The organism is Nocardia sp. NPDC049220 (assembly GCF_040647855.1).
In the GTDB taxonomy this organism is placed as follows: domain Bacteria; phylum Actinomycetota; class Actinomycetes; order Mycobacteriales; family Mycobacteriaceae; genus Nocardia.
This window is the reverse complement of sequence record NZ_JBEZDA010000001.1, coordinates 1,472,188-1,490,613: the sequence shown is the minus strand read 5'-3', so window position 1 is coordinate 1,490,613 and position 18,426 is coordinate 1,472,188. Positions and strand designations below refer to the sequence as shown.

Below are 18,426 nucleotides of genomic sequence, written 5' to 3'. Positions count from 1 at the left end.
CCATTCGCGCTTTCCGACATTGTTTCGTCGTGATCACATCTGGGCTGCGATCGGCGGCCGAGCAACCATGTTAGCCTCCCCTAACCCCTATGCGGCGAGTACCCTCGCCAACCAAGCCGAAAGGTTGCTGACAATGCTCCTTCCCGCCAGAACTCTCCGCGTTTCCGTAGCTGCCGTCACAGCGGCAGCAGCCGTGACCGTCGGACTGGCGGCTTGCGGCTCCGACGACTCCGCCACGACTTCTCCCTCCGGCAAGGCCGCTGCGTCGAGCACCCACGAGCACGGCGACCATGCGGCTGGCACACCGACCGCCGAGACGCTGCAGGGGGTGTTGGTCGAGCTGGCCGACCCGAAGATAGCCACTGCCGAGAAGACAAAGCTGATCGTCGACGGCGAAAAACGCGCCGCGAACATCGACCGGATGAACGCGGGACTGCAGAACTATCCGCTGACTTTCGCGGTCGCCGACATCACCACCCAGGGCGACACGGCGAACGCCCAGGTGACCATCACCTCCCCGCACGGCGCCCCGCCCCCGATTCCGATGTCCTGGGAGAACGTCGACGGTAGCTGGAAGCTCTCGGACGCGAGCGGCTGCCTGATGCTCGGCTTCGCGCAGGCACCCTGCGTCCCGGCCTGACCCGCGCGGCCGCTCGGCAGGTGACCGCGGCACGGGAAGCCGCAGGTCGCCTGGCCCGGCGGCCTCAGCCCTTCGACGGCCTACGCTGCGGTTTGGGGGTGACGGTGCCCTCGGCGAGCCTGCGGGCGCTGACGAGGAAGGCGGTGTGGCCTTGCATGCGATGTTCCGGGCGCACCGCGAGTCCGACCACATGCCACGGCCGGACCAGCGACTCCCATGAGCGCGGCTCGGTCCAACATTCCTGCTCGCGCAGCGCCTCCACGACCTTGGACAGCTGTGTGACGGTCGCGACGTAGACGATCAGCACCCCACCGGGCAGCAGCGCCTTCGACACCGCGGGCAGCGCGTCCCACGGCGCGAGCATGTCCAGAACCGCCCGGTCGACCGGCTCCCCCGCGTAGTCGGCGACGTCGCCAATGGTCAGCGACCAGTTAGCCGGACGTTCGCCAAAGAACGTCTCCACATTGCGGACGGCATGCTCGGCGTGGTCAGAGCGGATTTCGTACGACACCACCTGCCCCGGCGGCCCGACCGCGCGTAGCAGCGAGCACGTGAGCGCACCGGAACCCGCCCCCGCCTCGAGCACCCGCGCACCCGGGAACATGTCGCCCTCGTGCACGATCTGCGCGGCGTCCTTCGGATAGATCACCGCCGCGCCGCGCGGCATGGACAGCACGTAGTCGATCAGCAGCGGGCGCAACGCCAGATACGGCGTTCCATTGGTGGATTGCACCACGCTGCCCTCGTCGGCGCCGATCAGATTGTCGTGCTTGATGCCGCCGCGATGGGTGTGGAACTCCTTGCCCGGCTCCAAGACCACCGTGTACAGGCGCCCTTTGGCATCGGTCAGCTGTACCCGGTCACCGATGGTGAATGGCCCGGTCCGTCTGGCCGTCATGAATCTCCGTTCCGCTGGTTCGAATCCGTGCTGTCGCGCACCGGCGTGTCGGTGCCGCCGGATAGCCTGCCAGGTATGTGCTCGCCCGTATCCACGCACCCTGCCGACAACGCGCCGGCGTCCACGCCCGACGCCGTGGCACGGCGATCGCGGCCCGCGCTGTCGCCTTCGCGAGCAATGGATTTCAAGCAGTGCCCGCTGAAATACCGGTTCCGGGCGATCGATCGGATCGCGGAGCCACCGTCTCGGCACGCCGTGCGCGGCACGCTGGTCCACGCGGTACTGGAGGACCTCTATGGTCTGCCCTCGGCTGACCGTCTGCCCGAGCGGGCCGACCGACTGGTGCCGATTGCCTGGGCGCGAGTGCGGGCCGAACGACCGGAAGTGGCCGAGTTGATCGCCGACGAGCAACTCGAACCGTTTCTCGACGAAGTGCGCGCGCTTGTGCAGCGCTACTACCGACTGGAGGACCCGACCCGCTTCGACCCGGAGTCTCGGGAGGCCAAGGTCGAGGTCGAGCTCGACGACGGCGTGCTGTTGCGCGGGTTCGTCGATCGGATCGACGCGGCGCCTTCCGGAGCCCTCCGGGTGGTCGACTACAAGACCGGGCGGGCACCGGGGCCGACGCAGGAAACCCGGGCGCTGTTCCAGCTGAAGTTCTATGCGCTGGTGCTGCTGCGCACACGCGGCGTCGTGCCGGCCCAGCTACGGCTGGTTTACCTGGCCGACGAGCAGATCCTCACCTACGCGCCCGACGAGGAGGAATTGCTGCGCTTCGAACGCACGCTGGGGGCGCTGTGGGCGGCCATCCTGGACGCGGGTCGGACCGGCGAGTTCCAGCCCACCACGAGCTGGCTGTGTTCCTATTGCGACTACAAGCCTCTGTGCCCGGAGTTCGGCGGGACTCCACCGCCCTACCCGGGTTGGCCGACCGGCGGTGCCGATGAATCACCGGACGAGACCTTGTCCGACGCAGTGTCCGACTGAGCTGCTACGCCTAGTCGGGGCCCGCCTCGAGCCGAGTGGGCTGCCGCGTGCTGCGATGATCACGACCACCGCGATCAGGACCGCCATACCAACCATCTCCTACGATGATGAGCAGGGCACGCACCAGGGCGCACCCACCCGGCGTCGCAGTCCGCTGCGGTGCGCCCACGGTGGACGCCGGCGTTTCGGCCGCCTCGCCGTCGACATCCGTGGCACCTGCGACAGTGTCCCGACCTGGTGGGAGATACTCGACCGAACACAGGGAATCAGTGGCGGCGAGTACCTTCGGTCCGTCGAATCCGGATGCGGTCGCGTCGCGCGCCTGAACAACTCCGGAGACCAGGCGCTCCGCAGCCTGTCCTGCGCACCACGACCAGACCGCGAACTCGTGGCACAGCGAAGGCCGTGGCCGATAACCGAATTCGTCACGACCGCCGAGGCCGGACACCGTGCTCAGCTGTAATTCTGCGAAACCGTCTGCACCCCAGCACCTTCGGAGAACAATCACCGCTGCCGCGATCAGTTACGCCGAGGTGTCCTGGTACCGCGTCTCAACGGATTGTCGCCTCGGGGTTCCGGTCTTGGTGGCCGATGCCTCGGAGGTCAGAATGCCCGGCAGGAGCGGATATCGGTGGCCAGAATCGCCTTGGCGCCGAGATCGGCGAGCTGGTCCATCACTTCGTTGCCCGACTTGCGCGGCACCAGCGCACGGACCGCCACCCACCCGGTGTCGGCCAACGGCGCCACGGTCGGCGACTCCAGCCCCGGGGTGATCTCGACCGCGGCGTCGAGCAGTTCCTTCGGACAGTCATAGTCCAGCATCAGGTACTGCTGAGCGAAGACGACACCCTGAACCCGGGCAACCAACTGATTGCGCGCGCGGTCGCGTTGATCGGCGCCACTGCGCTCGATCAGCACACCCTCGGAATCGCACAGCGTCTCGCCGAATGCGACCAGGTTGTGCTGGCGCAGGGTGCGACCCGAACCGACCACGTCGGCGATGGCGTCGGCGACGCCGAGTTGGATGGAGATCTCCACCGCGCCGTCCAGACGGATCACCTCGGCCTCTATACCACGCCCGCGGAGATCGCTCGACACCAGGTTCGGGTACGAGGTCGCGATCCGCTTGTCGGAGAGGTCCTCCACCTTCCACTCCCGCCCCGCCGGGGCGGCGTAGCGGAAGGTGGAGCGGCCGAAGCCGAGCGCGAGTCGCTCCTGCACGGGTGCGCCGGAATCCAGCGCCAGATCGCGGCCGGTGATGCCGAGATCGAGTTCGCCGGAGCCGACATAGATGGCGATGTCCTTGGGCCGCAGAAAGAAGAACTCGACCTGGTTGGCCGGATCGAGGACAGTCAGATCGCGCGAATCGGTGCGCTTGCGGTAGCCGGCCTCGGCAAGGATCGAAACCGCGGATTCGGAGAGGGCGCCTTTGTTGGGGACTGCGACGCGCAGCATGAGGTGGAGTCCTTTCGGGAGGAGAGACGGGATCAGACGGCCGTCACAGATGTCGGTACACGTCTTCGAGCTTCAGCCCACGACCCACCATCAGCACCTGCACCCAGTACAGCAGCTGGGAGATCTCCTCGGCGAGCGACTCATCGCTCTCGTGTTCGGCGGCCAGCCACACTTCCCCGGCCTCCTCGAGCACCTTCTTACCCTGGGTGTGCACGCCGGCGTCCAGCGCGGCAACGGTTCCGGACCCCGCGGGGCGGTTGACCGCACGATCCTGCAGCTCGGCGAACAGGGTTTCGAAGTTCTTCACGATGAGCCATTGTTTCAGACCCGGGTGCGGACCCTTTGCTCCGGCCCGTCCCGGCCATAACCACGACTACCCGGTCCCTGGGGAACCCACCATCGCAACGATCGGGGCGCTGGAGACCGGGTGGCGCCGGGCTAGTCTTCGGCCAGCAGCGCCTCCAGGTCCGCGACCGCCGTGCGAAGCTGGTCCGCGAACGCGTGCATCTGGTCGGCGACCGGCTTCGGTGTAGCCAGGTAGAGGTTCCAGCGATCCGGGAGCAAGACGTAGGCGACGCCGATGCACCGCGAGCTGGTCGAGCCGAACCCGAAGTAGCGGATATTGACCGACGGCGCCGAACTGGTGCTCAAGTAATCGTCGCGCATGATTGTCCAGCCGGGGCTGTCGTAGAGCGGAATCGGTGCGGTGACGCCCAACTCCGCGCCGCGGCGGCGCTGGATCCACTGCAGCTCCCACAGGTGCTGCTCGGGGGCGTCACCCGCCTGGCATTGCTTGGCCCGCTCGACATGCGCGGCGGCCGCCGTCCGCGCGGCCGCGAGCTTCGCCGCGGCGTCGGCGTCCCGGCTCTGCATCGTGTCTACGAAAGCAACCATCTCTGGGGTGACCACCCGCATCGCCTCCGTGCGACCGTTGCGGTACTGCCTGGTCGCGATGGACTCGTAGGTGGCGCCGGTGAGCCCCTTGCTGCGGCGGTGCGCGAGCTGATAGCTCAGCTGCGCGAACGCGTCCGGCGAGATGCCGAGCTGTTTGGCGCGCAGAGTGCCGAAGTGCGGGAACGACACCGTCTCGGTCGCGTTCGCTACGGCATACTGCGCGAAGGCGGCGCCGGCCGCGGCGATGTCACCGCGCTGCGCCGCATCCAGCACGAACTCGATCGGTTCGATCGCGGGCAGGCCCTGGGCCTGCGCCCCGGACCGGATGGCGTGCTCGGACACCGGGCTTTCCAGCAGAGTATCGACGAACGACAGAATGGTCGTACCGTCCAGCCCGCAGTGTTCGATGTTGATGCCGGCCTGACCGTCGCCGAAGACGATGAACGACACCGCCTTGTCGAACCACCGGTTCGCGCTGTCGCCGTGCAACAGTTGATCGCAGGCGTGCAGCTCGTCGCGCGGGGTGAAGTCCTCGAGACAGATCGCGAACAGCGCGGTCTCGATGGTGTCCAGCGCCGCGGCGTTCGCCGGTTCGGCCAGCAGTTTCTGCCTGCTGACCGCCCACTCGGCCCGCGCCTTGGTGGTGAGGTGCCCGACAGCGGTATCGGTACGGGCTGGGCGGGCGCCCGCCTTCAGTACCGCGCGCAACCCATCGGCGAGATCCTCCGGCGAGTACGGCGCACCGTCGGCACCGATCACCTCCATCCGGAACATGCTGCCGCGGAAGAACACCACGATGTGCCCGGCCTCAGAATGGCCCGGCCAGTCATTGCTGTAGGGAGCACGCACGGTGTCCTGCTCCACTCCGGGGACGCGGGTCTCGGAGAACAGATACTTGTTCTGCCACATGGACAGCCGCTGTCCGCGCTGGGTCACCGGCGGGATGGCCTCCCGGTCGAGGGCCAGTTTGTAGGCGAGGGCGGCGGAGATGATCCCGGCCGCGCGGTCCACCTGTGTCGCTCCGGTGGAGACGCCCAGCGGGGTGTCATCGCGGAACAGGAAGAAGAAGTTCGCATTCAGCGCGATCCGGTCGCGCCTGCCCAGATATCGCGAGGGCCAGAACAGATCCAGCCAGCTGCCCACGCCGGGGGTCGCGTCGTACTCCGCGAGTGCCGCGTGCAGCGTACGCCCCGGACCGTCGGCACGCAGCAGGTCCTCGACCGCGGCAGTGGTGGTGGCGAGTTCGTCAGCGGTGAGCAGCGGTGCGCACCACTGCAGGAACCGGCCGCAGCTGTCCTCCAGCGTCGGCAGGGGCACCCTGGGCAGGTGATCGTCGGCGGCGAAGGTGCGTTCGGTCAATGCGGATCCTTGGTGTCGGCGTAATGTTTCGGCAACGGCCTGGACAGATACAGGGCGGCGTAGAGCCAGCCGGTATCCTCGTGGCCGGTGATATCGATCCCCTTGGCGGACAGGGTGTTCAACACCTGGGTCCGTTCGGCATCGGAGGCGAACCTGCGTTGCTCGTACAGCCCGGGCGCCTGTTCGGTGCGGTAACCGAGCGCGGCGAGTTCCGCCGCGATCGGAGCGAAGTCGTACATGCGCAACACAAAGTGTGCCATCCAGGGCCGCCTGCGCGGATGGGCGGTGGCCACCCGGGCGAGCGTCTTCTCGGTGACGTAACCCACGCAACCGGTGGACACCACCAGGTCTGCGGTGGCCAGCACCGCACGCTGCTCGTCGGTCGGTTCGCCGGACTCCAAGTCGGCGTGCACCACCTCATGCAGCAGACCTGCCTCGTGCGCGTAGTCGAGCGCGGGGCGGGAGGCGTCCATGCCGAGGAAGCGGACGTCGGTCGGGCCGGTGTGCGCGTCCAAACGGGCTCGGTCGCGTCGGATGAGACCAGCGCGGTCGGAGTCGGGGTCGTCGTAATGACCGACCAGCCCACGCATCGTGGTGTCGAAGCGTAGCAGCGCCGCGTTGATGCCGTAGGAACAGCCGATGTCCAGGACCGTCGGGGCGGTCACTCGGGCAGAGGCGCGGTACTCCCTGATCTGCTGTTGGAAGAACGGCTTTGCCAGTTCCGGAATGCGGTAGTCCAGATCGGACATACGCGCGTAGTACGCGCGTGGATCGGCGCGGTCGTAGATCTCGTCGAAAGACGCTTTTCCAGTTGTGTGCAACGGCACCGGCACGGTCGGTCCTCTCGGGTCGAGCTCGGTCAGTCGAGCCGCTGGGCTCAGTCGAGTAGTCGGTCGCCCCGGACAGCGGCGGCCTCAGCGGCCAGGTGGTCGGGTAACACGCGGCCGAACAGTTGCCGGGTACGTTCCACTGTGCCGACCACCCCCGGCCTATCGGTGTAGGCGAAGATCGCCGAATGGCGTTGACGCGCACCGATGACGGGTGAGACGCGGTGCAACGCAAATCTCCCACGGAACAATTGCAGGTCGCCTGGGCGCAGCGACAACCGTTTGACGAGTTGGTCGCCCGAGCCGGTCAGCACCGCGCGTACGTCGTCGAGGTGTTCCGCCTCGGGCGTGCGGATGTTAGGGCAATACTCGAAGACGCCACCGGACTCCGCGGGCTGGGTCAGCATCGAAACGGTGAATTCGTTGGTGTCGAAATGCCAGGGATGCGACATTCCCGGCGTGACGACGTTGAGGCACAGTCCCGCGAGAGGATCGGCGAACTCGTGCAACTCGGGCAGATCGAAGCAGTCCGCGACGAAACACTGAAACCGCTGGTCGGTGTAGAGCCGGTGGATCAGCGCGTCGGCCGGAATACGGTCGCGTGGCACGAACGCGTTGCCGCGCTCGAGCACGATCCGTCCCGGATGATCCTGTGGCAGTTCGGTATCCAGCGGAATGTTATAGGCGTTGACCCGCTCGATCGCATAGTGCGCATGGGAAGCGATCCGCTCCCCCTGTGCCCGTAGGGTCTCGGCCAACTCCGGCCGAATGAATCCGCGGAGGACGGTGCAGCCGCTGTCCTCCAGATCGGCACGCGCACGGCGCACCGCCTCGTGCCGGCCTGGATTTTCCGAATCCGCCAGGGGATACCGACCGGTATCTACGATCTCGTCGAGTACGCCCAACGCTGCCATGGCGTCATTTTGGTGCAGCACACACCGACACGCCCGGGATTCGGAGAGATTGCCGGTGATCACGGTCACACTTACCAGCAGCATTCACTACCGTTGCGGCACAGTAACTCTCAGTACACCGAGGTCGGGAGTGTCGCGTCGGGAGCGACTCCGCCGCGCACCCGCAGCGCGCTGTCGAGGTAGTCGACAGTCAGACCGACCAGCGAATCCCGGAAAACACGACCCGGCGCATCCGGAACCGGAATCTCGCACGGAACGACCACCACCGTGCAGCCCGCAGCCTCGGCGGCGCGGGCGCCCGTCGGCGAATCCTCCACTGCCACGCAGTGCCGCGGATCCAGACCGAGCACCTCGGCAGCGCGCAGGTAGACATCCGGCTTCGGCTTACCGTGCGCCACTTCATCCCCGCAGACCGACACGTCGAAAAAGTCACGACCGAGAGTGTCGAGCCCGAACTCGGTGAGCGACCGTTTGGTGTTGGTGACCAGAGCACTGGGCAGACCGGCCGCGCGCACCATGGCAAGCGCGTCCTTCGCACCGGGTCGCCACGGGATAGGTCCGCTCATCAACTCGGTGACCCTCCGGTCCAGGAACATCCTCGCCGCCCGAAGCGCGTCGCGGGTGGGCTCGAGGTCGAGGCCGGTGAAGATTATCCGCAGCGCGTCCGGACCGGACGCGCCGATCAGCGCGTGCCGGAGCGCGTCGGTCATCTCGCGGCCATGTTCCCGCGCCAGCTCGCGCAACGCGATATCCCACAACTTCTCCGAATCGAGCAGCGTGCCGTCCATATCCCAGAGCACTCCGGCCAGTCGCGCTGTCACGTTCGGTGCGTCTCCTCGGTCTCGCCACTAGGCGCCGGATGCGGCGATCTGCAACCGGCCGTTGTCCCCGACGACCTGGACCCATCGGTTTTCCGAGGTCGTCGAGCCGTCCTTCAGGGTATAGGTCAGCGACACAACCACTCGGTTCGCACCGCTCGGTGTGATCGCGGCCACGCTCACCGAACGAATCGTGCCCCAGAAGTTCACGTACGAGTCGTGACCGGTCTGCGCCTGGTACCCGGACGACAGCTGGGACCAGGCGCCGGGCACGTTGCCGGGGAGCATTCCGTAGTAGCTCCGGACGAACGCGGCAATCTGATCGGCCGTCGGCGGACCGGTCGGCGTGGGGGTGCCGGTCGTGCTCGGCGCAGGCGTCGTACTGGGCGCAGACGTCGTACTGGGCGCGGACGTGACGCTGGGCGTGGACGTGGCGCTCGGCGCGGGGGTAACCCTTGCCGCAGGAGACGTGCTCGACACCGGCGTGGTGCTCGGCGTCGCCGAGATCGGACCAGTAGCGGGTGTCGTCGACGGCACGGGAGAGCGGGGCGCGCGCGGCGCGGCGGGCTCCTGCTGGACCGGTCCGACCACGTCGACCGACGATGGTAATGGGTTGTCGCCTGGCACCTGGGGACCGGAGACCGATGGCGTCGTGGCTACGGCATCGTCACCACCGCCGCGCACCACCATGGCGAAGATCCCCGCCACCACCAGTACCGCGACTACCGCGGCGGCAGCGAGGACAGTCCCGACAGTGCGCTCGGCACCGCCGCCGTCGGGCCGAGTGGTGGCACCGAGCGGCGGGTTCGGCGGCTGAGAAGAAACCGATTGGGGCGCAGCGGAACCCGGCTGTGCGTCGGGCCCGAGCGCGGCGGCCTCCGCCGCGCCGGGCGGCGCTGCACCTGGTTGCCGCACCACGGTCGTCGTGCCGTCCGCGCCGGGCACGGACAGCACCGTCGCCGAGACCGGCGGCGTCAATTTCGGATCCCGGCCGGCGGCAACGGCTTCCAACGCCTCCTTGGCCTCACGCATGGTGAGCCTCGCCTCGATGGTCGGGGCGAGCAGACGCATCAGCACCGGTGTGAGCGCGCCCGCCGCGGCGGGTGGCTCGATGTGCGCCCTGGCCACTGCGTGCAGCATGGCGAGCGGGTTGTCCCCCTCGCCGAATGGCGGACTGCCCTGCACGGCCGCGTACAACGTCGAGCCGAGAGCGAAGACGTCGGAGGCCGGTTCCGGATCCTCGCCGCGCGCCACCTCCGGCGCCAGATAGGCAGGCGTGCCCGCGAGGAACCCGGTGGCGGTGACCGTCACGTCACCGACGGCCCGGGAAATGCCGAAGTCGGTGATCTTCACCCTGCCGTCGTCGCCAACAAGCAGATTGGCCGGCTTCACGTCCCGGTGCATGATCCCCGCGTCGTGCGCGGCGGCCAGCGCGGCCGCGGCTTGGGCGCCGATCTCGGCGACTTCCGTGGGCGCCAGGGTGCGCGCGCCGGACAGCTTGGCCGCCAGGCTGGGCGCGTCCATGTACTCCATGACCAACCACGGCTGGCCGTCCTCTTCGGCCACATCGAAGACGGTGATGGCGTTCGGATGGTGCAGCCGCGCGGCGATCCTGCCCTCCCGCATGGCGCGCTGCTTCGCCTCCAGCGCCGCCGATCGGGTCAGTCCAGGACCGAGCAACAGTTGCTTGACCGCGACGGTTCGCTGCAACCGGACATCGGTGGCCCGCCAGACGACCCCCATGGCTCCGGTGCCGATCGGATCCGTGAGCCGGTATCGTCCCGAGATCAATCGATCCGCCGTCATGGTGGTGTGCCTCTCCTGCTTACGCGCCTAGCCGTCCCGCACTCCGCACGTGACCGGAAACCTCCGAAATTCGCACGCGCCGAGGTGCTTTGCACCCCGAGGGCAGCGACACGAACGCATCCGCCGACTGCCCCGGATGCAGTTGCAACGCTTCGACAATGGCACACCCACCCGACAGACATCCACCCTCCGGCACGGGTGCCCGCGATCAAGCGTATCGAGGCCGCGGGCGCATGCGCCGTGTCGGGCCCCGCGGCGCGCGGATTTTCGCAAATCACAGCATACGTCCTGGTAGCCAAGGGCATGATCGCCGCCGAATTCCGCTACGCCACACGTGAACACCATCACACTGTCCGGCTCGATCCGATGACCATTGCGCTACTCGCCGGGACGCACTCGACCCACCTCGGATCGCGGCAGCCCGACACGGATGCGGCCGGATGCCAGGCTTGCCCGCCGATCGCCTGCGCGGAATTGATCGCGGTCGGTCGCGACCCGGCCGCAGCGCGGCACGGGGCGATCCGGGACCGTCAGGCGTTGAAGTACTTCGCTTCCGGGTGCAGCAGCACGAACGCGTCGGTGGACTGTTCGGGATGCAGCTGGAGTTCCTCGGACAGCACGACGCCGATGCGGTCGGCCTGGAGCAGGTCGACCAGCTTGGCGCGGTCCTCCAGATCGGGGCAGGCGCCGTAGCCGAAGGAGTAGCGGGCGCCGCGGTAGCCGAGTTTGAAATAGTCCTGCACATCCGCAGGATCGGAATCGGCGACCGCGTGACCGTCTAGAACCAGCTCTTCCCGGATCCGACGGTGCCAGTACTCGGCCAGCGCCTCGGTGAGCTGGACGCCGATGCCGTGCACCTCGAGATAGTCGCGGTAGTTGTCGCCCGCGAACAGCTCGTTGGCGAAATCGGCGATCGGTTGACCCATGGTGACGAGTTGGAACGGCAGCACGTCCACCTGACCGGTCGCTGTGGCGTATGACCGCGACCGGATGAAGTCGGCGATACACAGGAACCGGTCACGCTGCTGGCGCGGGAAAGTGAACCGATAACGTTCCGGCGCAGCGGGATCAGGCTCGGTGAGCACGACGACGTCGTCGCCCTCGGAGATCGCGGGGAAGTAGCCATACACTACTGCGGCGTGCTGCAGCACGCCCTCGGTGCTCAACCGGTCCAACCAGGCGCGTAACCGCGGCCTGCCCTCGGTCTGCACCAGTTCGTCGTAGCTCGGGCCGTCGCCGCGCTGCCCACGCAGCCCCCACTGGCCGAGGAACAGTGCCCGCTCGTCGAGCAGGCCCGAGTACTCGTGTAGCGCGAGCCCTTTCACCACCCGGGCGCCCCAGAATGGCGGTACCGGCACCGGCAGGTCCGCGGCGACATCCGAGCGTTCCGGCACCACGACCGGCACCTCGACCGCCTTGCGCTCCGCGGCGATCCGCTTGGACCGCTCGTGACGCGCCTTGCGCTCGGCGGCCCGCTCCCGCTCGGCGATGGCCTCCAAGCTGTCCGGGTCGGGACCGCCACCGCGCTTGCGGGTCATGATGTCGTCCATCAACCGCAGGCCCTCGAACGCGTCACGTGCGTAGTGCACATCGCCTTCGTATACGTCGGTGAGATCGTTCTCTACGTAGGCACGGGTGAGCGCCGCACCACCGAGGAGCACCGGGAACTGCTCGGCGACGCCTTTGACGTTGAGTTCCTGCAGATTCTCCTTCATCACGACGGTCGACTTCACCAGGAGACCGGACATGCCGATGACGTCGGCCTTCTTGTCCACCGCGGCGTCGAGGATGGTCGCGATCGGTTGCTTGATACCGAGGTTGACCACTTCGTAGCCGTTGTTGGACAGGATGATGTCGACCAGGTTCTTGCCGATATCGTGCACATCGCCCTTCACGGTGGCCAGCACGATGCGCCCCTTGCCGCTGTCATCGGTGGCCTCCATATGCGGCTCGAGATAGGCCACGGCGGCCTTCATCACCTCGGCGGACTGCAAGACGAACGGTAGCTGCATCTGGCCGGACCCGAACAGCTCACCGACCGTCTTCATCCCCGACAGCAGGGTCTCGTTGATGATCCGCAGCGGTGGCACCTCGGTCATGGCGGCGTCCAGATCGGCCTCGATACCGTTGCGCTCGCCGTCGACGATCCGCCGTTCCAGCCGCTCGAACAGCGGAAGCGCCGCGAGTTCCTCGGCGCGCGAGGCCTTCGACGAGGCGGTGGACACCCCCTCGAACAACGCCATCAGCCTCTGCAGCGGGTCGTAATCCTCGCTGCGGCGGTCGTACACCAGATCCAGTGCGGTCCGCCGCTGCTCGTCGGGGATCCGGCTGATGGGAAGGATCTTCGAGGCATGCACGATCGCGGAGTCCAAACCGGCCTCGACGCATTCGTGCATGAACACCGAGTTGAGCACCTGACGTGCCGCCGGGTTGAGGCCGAAGGAAATGTTCGACAGGCCGAGTGTCGTCTGGACGTCCGGATGCCGGCGCTTGAGCTCGCGAATGGCCTCGATGGTCTCGGCGCCGTCGCGACGTGACTCCTCCTGGCCGGTGCCGAGGGTGAAGGTGAGCGTGTCGATGATGATGTCGCTCGCCAGCAGGCCCCAGGTGCCGGTGATGTCGGCGATCAGCCGCTCGGCGATCTCCACCTTCTTCGCCGCGGTCCGAGCCTGACCTTCCTCGTCGATGGTCAGCGCGACCACCGCCGCGCCGTGCTCGGCGACCAGCCGCATGGTCTGCTGGAAACGTGAGTCCGGGCCGTCGCCGTCCTCGTAGTTCACCGAGTTCACCGCGCAGCGGCCGCCCAGGTGTTCCAGACCGGCCCGCAACACCGGGACTTCGGTGGAGTCGAGCATGATCGGCAGCGTCGAGGCGGTAGCCAGCCGGGCCGCCAGCGCCGTCATGTCCTTGGTGCCGTCGCGGCCGACGTAGTCGACGCACAGGTCGAGCATGTGCGCGCCGTCCCGGGTCTGGTCTTTGGCGATGTCCAGGCACTTCTGCCAGTCCTCGGCGAGCATTGCCTCACGGAAAGCCTTGGAGCCGTTAGCGTTCGTCCGTTCGCCGATCATCAGGACCGAGGCGTCCTGTTCGAACGGCACCGCGGTGTACATGCTGGACACACTCGGCTCATGCGCCGGCGCGCGTCGCTCGGCGATCGGCGGCAGCGTCCGCTCGACCTCGCGCACCGCGGCGGTGAGCTGGCGGATGTGTTCGGGCGTCGTGCCGCAGCAACCGCCGACCATCGCGAGCCCGAATTCGGAGATGAAACCGCGCAGCGCGACCGCCAGTTCCTCGGGCGTAAGCGGATACACCGCGCCGTCGGCGCCCAGTACCGGCAGACCGGCATTCGGCATCACCGAGACCGGCACCCGTGCGTGCCGGGACAGGTGCCGCAGGTGTTCGCTCATCTCGGCCGGCCCGGTCGCGCAGTTCAGACCGATCATGTCGATGCCGAGCGGCTCCAGCGCGGTCAGCGCCGCGCCGATCTCGCTGCCGACCAGCATGGTGCCGGTGGTCTCCACCGTGACATGCGTGATGATCGGGACTCGGCGGCCCAGCGTCGTCATCGCTCGCTGGCTGCCGGTCACGGCCGCCTTCACCTGTAACAGGTCCTGGCAGGTCTCGATCAGGATGGCGTCGGCGCCGCCATCGAGCATGCCGAGGGCTGACTCGGTGTAAGCGTCGCGCAACGCGGAGAACGGGGCGTGGCCCAAGGTGGGCAGTTTGGTGCCCGGCCCCATCGAGCCGAGCACGTATCGTGGCGTACCGTCGGCCGACGGGCCCATCTCATCGGCTACCTCCCTGGCCAACCGGGTCCCACGCTCGGAAAGGTCACGGATCCGGTCGGCGAGGTCGTAGTCGGCGAGATTCGGCAGGTTGCAGCCGAAAGTGTTGGTCTCGACCGCGTCGGCACCCGCCTCGAAATAGGCGCGGTGGATACCCCGGAGTACATCCGGACGGGTGTCGTTCAGGATCTCGTTGCAGCCCTCCAGGCCACGGAAATCGTCCAGGGTCAGGTCAGCGGCTTGCAGCATCGTGCCCATCGCCCCGTCACCGACGACGACACGGCGGCGAAGCGTGTCGAGCAGCGTCGTGTCGAACTCGGCGGGGCGGGGCGCAGACATGCAATCCAGCGTAGTGGGCACGGCGAACGATCCAGCCCGCGACAGTGGGCCTCGGTGTCCTGTGCCACACTCGCGGCAGGCGGCAGCCGGGCAAACACGCCGACCCGTCGGGCGGTCATAGGACACGCCATAACCGCTCACACCGTAGGCTGACCGAGTGAACGCCAGTGAAACTCCCGATCCGGAACTGCCTACGTTGCGGGATCCGGTATTGGTCGCTGCCTTCGAAGGCTGGAACGATGCCGGTGACGCGGCCAGCGGCGCGGTCGAGCATCTGGAACTGATCTGGGACGCCGAACCGCTGGCCGAACTCGACTCCGAGGATTATTACGACTATCAGGTGAACCGGCCGACGGTACGCCAAGTAGACGGTGTGACCAGGGAAATCCAGTGGCCTTCGACGATGCTGTCGGTCTGTTCGCCACCGGGCAGCGACCGCGACGTGGTGTTGCTGCGCGGCATCGAACCGAACATGCGCTGGCGCAGTTTCTGCGGTGATCTGCTGGAGTTCATCGAACAGCTCGGGGTACAGACCGTCGTCATCCTCGGCGCGCTCCTGGCCGATACCCCGCACACCAGGCCGGTTCCGGTGACCGGCTCCGCCTACAGCAAGGAGGCGGCTGAGCGGTTCGGTCTGGAACAGACCCGCTACGAGGGACCGACCGGCATCACCGGTGTACTGCAGGACCAGTGTGTGAAGGCTGGGGTGCCCGCGGTGTCGTTCTGGGCCGCGGTGCCACACTACGTCTCCCAACCGCCGAATCCGAAGGCGACCATCGCCCTGCTCCACCGGGTCGAGGATGTGCTCGACATCGAGGTGCCGCTCGGCGAACTGCCTACCCAAGCCGAAGACTGGGAGACCGCGGTCAATGAGATGACCGTCGGCGACGACGAGATCAACGAGTATGTGCGCTCGTTGGAGGAGCGCGGCGACGCCGCGGTCGATGTGAACGAAGCGATGGCCAAGATCGACGGCGACGCCATCGCCGCCGAATTCGAGAAGTATCTGCGCAGGCGGGGACCGGGCAGCTTCGGACTCTGAACTCGTTGCGCCGCGGAGGCTTCGGTTCCCGCGACCCCGCGGCGGTTCTCGGTACTGCGCCGGGAAGTCACGTTCAGGCCGCGACCTGAGGTCAGCGGGTTGCGGTCAGCGATTCCGGTCGCCGACCGAAATACTGCTGCTCAACAACTTTCTCGGCCGACCTACGGCTTTGCCACCGGGGACCGCTGTGTGCTCGCGGTACTCGTCTATTTTCCGGTCGCCGCCACCCCAATTGCTCCGGATCCTCGGTTGATGGAGCCGCTGGCGCCGCGCACCGTCGGGTCAGGACAACGAAAGCCGCATCGACCGTCGAGTTCCGCTACCAGGCCCATCATCCGGCGCCCACCGGAGAATGCGCCGTCGGTACCGCTGCTCGGAGGGGTCGGCGCGACAACGTCTGGCCGCGGTTGGTGCCCGGTTGGGCTGTAGTGACCACGGTGCCAAAGGCTGCGGCTTTCCAGCCAGATCGACCTCGGTTGATCATGGCGCGCCTGCTGATGTTGGTGCGGCTGTCCATGATCCGCGGTTTGCGCTCTGTGTCGGCGGCGTGGTAGCGCCGACCGATAGTTCGATGTTCGTCGATTCGCTGGACTGACAGGAGTATCCACTGTCGGGAAACGCCATGTCGCGACGTTGCTCGTGTCCCTCGCGGTCGGTGTGGTCGCGACCGAGATGGTGCCGAGGCCGCGGAAGTGGAGATCGCCGGGATGCCGAGCGATCATCTCGACGCGCTCAGCTCTCGATGGTCCAGATCCGCGCCGCCGCGTCCTGCGCCAGTTTCGCGAGCAAGATGTCTCGCGGAATCGTCTGGCCGGCAAAGTGATCGAGCGAGGGAACCACCACGTGGTGTGCGTCGGCGCGCTTGAGTTCCCGTGTCAGCTCGGCTAAGGCCGTGCCGTCACCCCCTGTCGATTCATGGAACGTTGCGGCGAAACAGAGCCCTTCCTCACGGGCGAGACTGCTCATGGCGTCCTCGAGCTCTTCCCTTTGGCCGTCGGCCAGATCGTCACGCAAGTATCCATAGATCAACGCTTCCACCCGAACCTCCGTTGGATTGGCATCGCTGTTCTTTTGTGTGGATCCACCCGTTCTACGGGGTTATTGCGCTTCATGCAAGGGCAGATGTACTTGCAACTGCTCTTGCACTTCGAGCGGGTTAACTCTCCGCTTCCCTCTTCAGCATGCACAAAGCCGCAGTGCGGATATAGATGTCAACGGGGGGACAACTCCCTGCCCTAATGCGGCCGCCAAACGTTAGCTGGTGCGATACTACAGACGTGACTGCTGGCGACGATCGACCCCTCTGGGCTGTCCGAATGCGTTCCGAGCGCGATGCGAGGAGGTGGTCCCAAGCCGATGCTGTCCGCGTAATGCGCGCCAAGTCAACGCATAACCTGCCGACAGACAGCACCCTGCTACGGAACTGGCGCCGCTGGGAATCGGGCGAATCGCGCCCGGATGATTTCTACGCCCCCCTCATCGCCGCCGCGTTCGACACCGTGACCGCGGCGTTCTTCCCGAAGGCACGGCCGAACCGGGATGACGAGTTGCTCTCCGCCACCGGGATGGACACCCTGGAGTTCATCGGACGGTTGCGCATGTCCGACGTGTCTTCGGTGACGTTGGAAGCCATTCGGATCACCGCCGAGCGCCTGTGCTGCGAATACTCCGACACCGACCCACATTACCTGCACGCCGAAGGCACCGCGTGGCTGCGCAGAATCACCTCGTTGCTGGACGGACGCCTGACTTTGTCCCAGCATCGCGAGATCCTGGTTCTCGCAGGCTGGGTCGCGCTGTTGGTCGGGTGCGTCGACTTCGACCTGGGCAGGCGAACCGCCGCCGAGGCGACCCGCCGTGCCGCGCATTCGCTGGGGCAGGAAGCCGAGAACACCGAGATCACTGCCTGGGCCGCGGAACTGGCGGCCTGGTTCGCCCTCACCCAGGGTAACTACCACGGCGTCATCGAAGCGGTAGGCCCGGCGCTGGAGGTCAGCGGAAACCTGGGCGTCGGAATTCAACTCGCCGCACAGCGCGCTAAAGCATGGGCCAGGCTCGGCGATCGACGGGAGGCGGAAGCCGCGCTGGCGGACGGCCGAGCAATCCTCGAGCGACTCGATTTTCCGGCGAATCTGGACAACCACTTCGTCATCGACGCACGAAAATTCGACTTCTACGCAATGGACTGCTGCCGAGTGGCGGGCGAAGATCGGCTCGCGGAATCCTACGCGCGCGAGGTGATCCGGAACTCGACCTGCGCCGACGGTTCGGTGCGCAACCCGATGCGCGTATCGGAGGCACACTTGACCCTGGCCATGGTCGCGGTCCGCAATCGTGATCTCGAACTGGCGCTGGATGAGGGCATGCGCGCACTCACGGGCGAGCGCCGCTCGCTGCCTTCGCTGTTGTGGATCGCGGGTGAGGCCGCGCGCGAGATCATCGAGCGCTTCCCCGACGACCCGCGCACCCGGCTGTATCTGGACCAGTTGCGGTCGCTGTCGGTCTAGTGACCGAACCTGCGCGGCAACACCAGCGAATGCCGCCGAACCCGACTCTGCCACGCCGAACACTGGAACACCGTGCAGGCGGCGATCTATCCGCTACTACCCTGTTGCCGGTGACCGACTCCGTCGAAGGCTCCGGCCCCGTCCACTGGGACGAC

At 67.0% G+C, this 18,426-nt stretch carries 15 protein-coding genes; 4 read left to right on the top strand and 11 right to left on the bottom strand.

What is annotated here, in order from left to right; translation table 11 throughout:
* Positions 1–133: 133 nt before the first annotated feature.
* On the top strand, positions 134–640 hold the full coding sequence (locus AB0C34_RS06640; RefSeq protein WP_357068090.1) for a hypothetical protein: 507 nt from the start codon (positions 134–136) through the stop codon (positions 638–640).
* Positions 641–704: 64 nt separating this feature from the next.
* On the opposite strand, the gene AB0C34_RS06635 is transcribed toward AB0C34_RS06640, so the two are convergent.
* Positions 705–1,538, bottom strand: a complete 834-nt coding sequence (locus AB0C34_RS06635) for a tRNA (adenine-N1)-methyltransferase (RefSeq protein ID WP_357068088.1) — start codon at positions 1,536–1,538, stop codon at positions 705–707.
* A 75-nt stretch (positions 1,539–1,613) separates the two neighbouring features.
* Here AB0C34_RS06635 and AB0C34_RS06630 point away from each other — a divergent pair, with 75 nt between their 5' ends.
* Entirely contained in the window at positions 1,614–2,525 is a 912-nt protein-coding gene (locus AB0C34_RS06630) for a RecB family exonuclease (RefSeq protein WP_357068086.1), read from the top strand.
* A 10-nt stretch (positions 2,526–2,535) separates the two neighbouring features.
* On the opposite strand, the gene AB0C34_RS06625 is transcribed toward AB0C34_RS06630, so the two are convergent.
* From AB0C34_RS06625 to metH, 9 genes are all read right to left on the bottom strand, one after another.
* The gene (locus tag AB0C34_RS06625) at positions 2,536–3,033 is read right to left on the bottom strand and encodes a hypothetical protein (RefSeq protein ID WP_357068084.1); all 498 of its coding nucleotides are present in this window, start codon (positions 3,031–3,033) and stop codon (positions 2,536–2,538) included.
* Between the two features lie 95 nt (positions 3,034–3,128).
* Complete coding sequence (hisG, locus tag AB0C34_RS06620; protein WP_357068082.1) at positions 3,129–3,980, bottom strand: ATP phosphoribosyltransferase; 852 nt, start codon at positions 3,978–3,980, stop codon at positions 3,129–3,131.
* Positions 3,981–4,023: 43 nt separating this feature from the next.
* Positions 4,024–4,305, bottom strand: coding sequence for a phosphoribosyl-ATP diphosphatase (locus AB0C34_RS06615; RefSeq protein WP_357068549.1), 282 nt, complete (start codon positions 4,303–4,305; stop codon positions 4,024–4,026).
* A 113-nt stretch (positions 4,306–4,418) separates the two neighbouring features.
* Positions 4,419–6,233 carry a choline/carnitine O-acyltransferase gene (locus tag AB0C34_RS06610; RefSeq protein ID WP_357068080.1) on the bottom strand — a complete coding sequence of 605 codons (1,815 nt, stop codon included), beginning with the start codon at positions 6,231–6,233 and terminating at the stop codon, positions 4,419–4,421.
* Positions 6,230–7,066, bottom strand: coding sequence for a class I SAM-dependent methyltransferase (locus tag AB0C34_RS06605; RefSeq protein WP_357068078.1), 837 nt, complete (start codon positions 7,064–7,066; stop codon positions 6,230–6,232). Before AB0C34_RS06605 ends, AB0C34_RS06610 begins: the two co-directional genes overlap by 4 nt.
* A gap of 44 nt (positions 7,067–7,110) precedes the next feature.
* Positions 7,111–7,974 (bottom strand): arpA protein, encoded by an 864-nt coding sequence (locus AB0C34_RS06600; protein ID WP_357068076.1) that lies wholly within the window; start codon positions 7,972–7,974, stop codon positions 7,111–7,113.
* Positions 7,975–8,084: 110 nt separating this feature from the next.
* On the bottom strand, positions 8,085–8,795 hold the full coding sequence (locus AB0C34_RS06595) for an HAD family phosphatase (protein ID WP_357068074.1): 711 nt from the start codon (positions 8,793–8,795) through the stop codon (positions 8,085–8,087).
* 27 nt (positions 8,796–8,822) lie between these two features.
* Positions 8,823–10,598 (bottom strand): protein kinase, encoded by a 1,776-nt coding sequence (locus AB0C34_RS06590; RefSeq protein WP_357068072.1) that lies wholly within the window; start codon positions 10,596–10,598, stop codon positions 8,823–8,825.
* Positions 10,599–11,128: 530 nt separating this feature from the next.
* On the bottom strand, positions 11,129–14,722 hold the full coding sequence (gene metH, locus AB0C34_RS06585; protein WP_357068070.1) for a methionine synthase: 3,594 nt from the start codon (positions 14,720–14,722) through the stop codon (positions 11,129–11,131).
* Between the two features lie 157 nt (positions 14,723–14,879).
* Here metH and AB0C34_RS06580 point away from each other — a divergent pair, with 157 nt between their 5' ends.
* Entirely contained in the window at positions 14,880–15,764 is an 885-nt protein-coding gene (locus AB0C34_RS06580; RefSeq protein ID WP_357068068.1) for a PAC2 family protein, read from the top strand.
* A 732-nt stretch (positions 15,765–16,496) separates the two neighbouring features.
* Here the strand turns inward: AB0C34_RS06580 and AB0C34_RS06575 are convergent.
* The gene (locus tag AB0C34_RS06575; RefSeq protein WP_357068066.1) at positions 16,497–16,802 is read right to left on the bottom strand and encodes a hypothetical protein; all 306 of its coding nucleotides are present in this window, start codon (positions 16,800–16,802) and stop codon (positions 16,497–16,499) included.
* A 332-nt stretch (positions 16,803–17,134) separates the two neighbouring features.
* Between AB0C34_RS06575 and AB0C34_RS06570 the strand changes: the two genes are divergently transcribed.
* The gene (locus AB0C34_RS06570) at positions 17,135–18,271 is read left to right on the top strand and encodes an XRE family transcriptional regulator (RefSeq protein WP_357068064.1); all 1,137 of its coding nucleotides are present in this window, start codon (positions 17,135–17,137) and stop codon (positions 18,269–18,271) included.
* The last annotated feature ends 155 nt before the right edge of the window (positions 18,272–18,426 follow it).

Excerpts from the sequence above, each read along its gene's own strand:
- AB0C34_RS06640 (WP_357068090.1), top strand. The coding sequence starts at position 134 with ATGCTCCTTCCCGCCAGAACTCTCCGCGTTTCCGTAGCTGCCGTCACA.
- AB0C34_RS06635 (WP_357068088.1), bottom strand. The coding sequence starts at position 1,538 with ATGACGGCCAGACGGACCGGGCCATTCACCATCGGTGACCGGGTACAG.
- AB0C34_RS06630 (WP_357068086.1), top strand. The coding sequence starts at position 1,614 with ATGTGCTCGCCCGTATCCACGCACCCTGCCGACAACGCGCCGGCGTCC.
- hisG (WP_357068082.1), bottom strand. The coding sequence starts at position 3,980 with ATGCTGCGCGTCGCAGTCCCCAACAAAGGCGCCCTCTCCGAATCCGCG.
- AB0C34_RS06600 (WP_357068076.1), bottom strand. The coding sequence starts at position 7,974 with ATGGCAGCGTTGGGCGTACTCGACGAGATCGTAGATACCGGTCGGTAT.
- AB0C34_RS06590 (WP_357068072.1), bottom strand. The coding sequence starts at position 10,598 with ATGACGGCGGATCGATTGATCTCGGGACGATACCGGCTCACGGATCCG.
- metH (WP_357068070.1), bottom strand. The coding sequence starts at position 14,722 with ATGTCTGCGCCCCGCCCCGCCGAGTTCGACACGACGCTGCTCGACACG.
- AB0C34_RS06570 (WP_357068064.1), top strand. The coding sequence starts at position 17,135 with ATGCGCGCCAAGTCAACGCATAACCTGCCGACAGACAGCACCCTGCTA.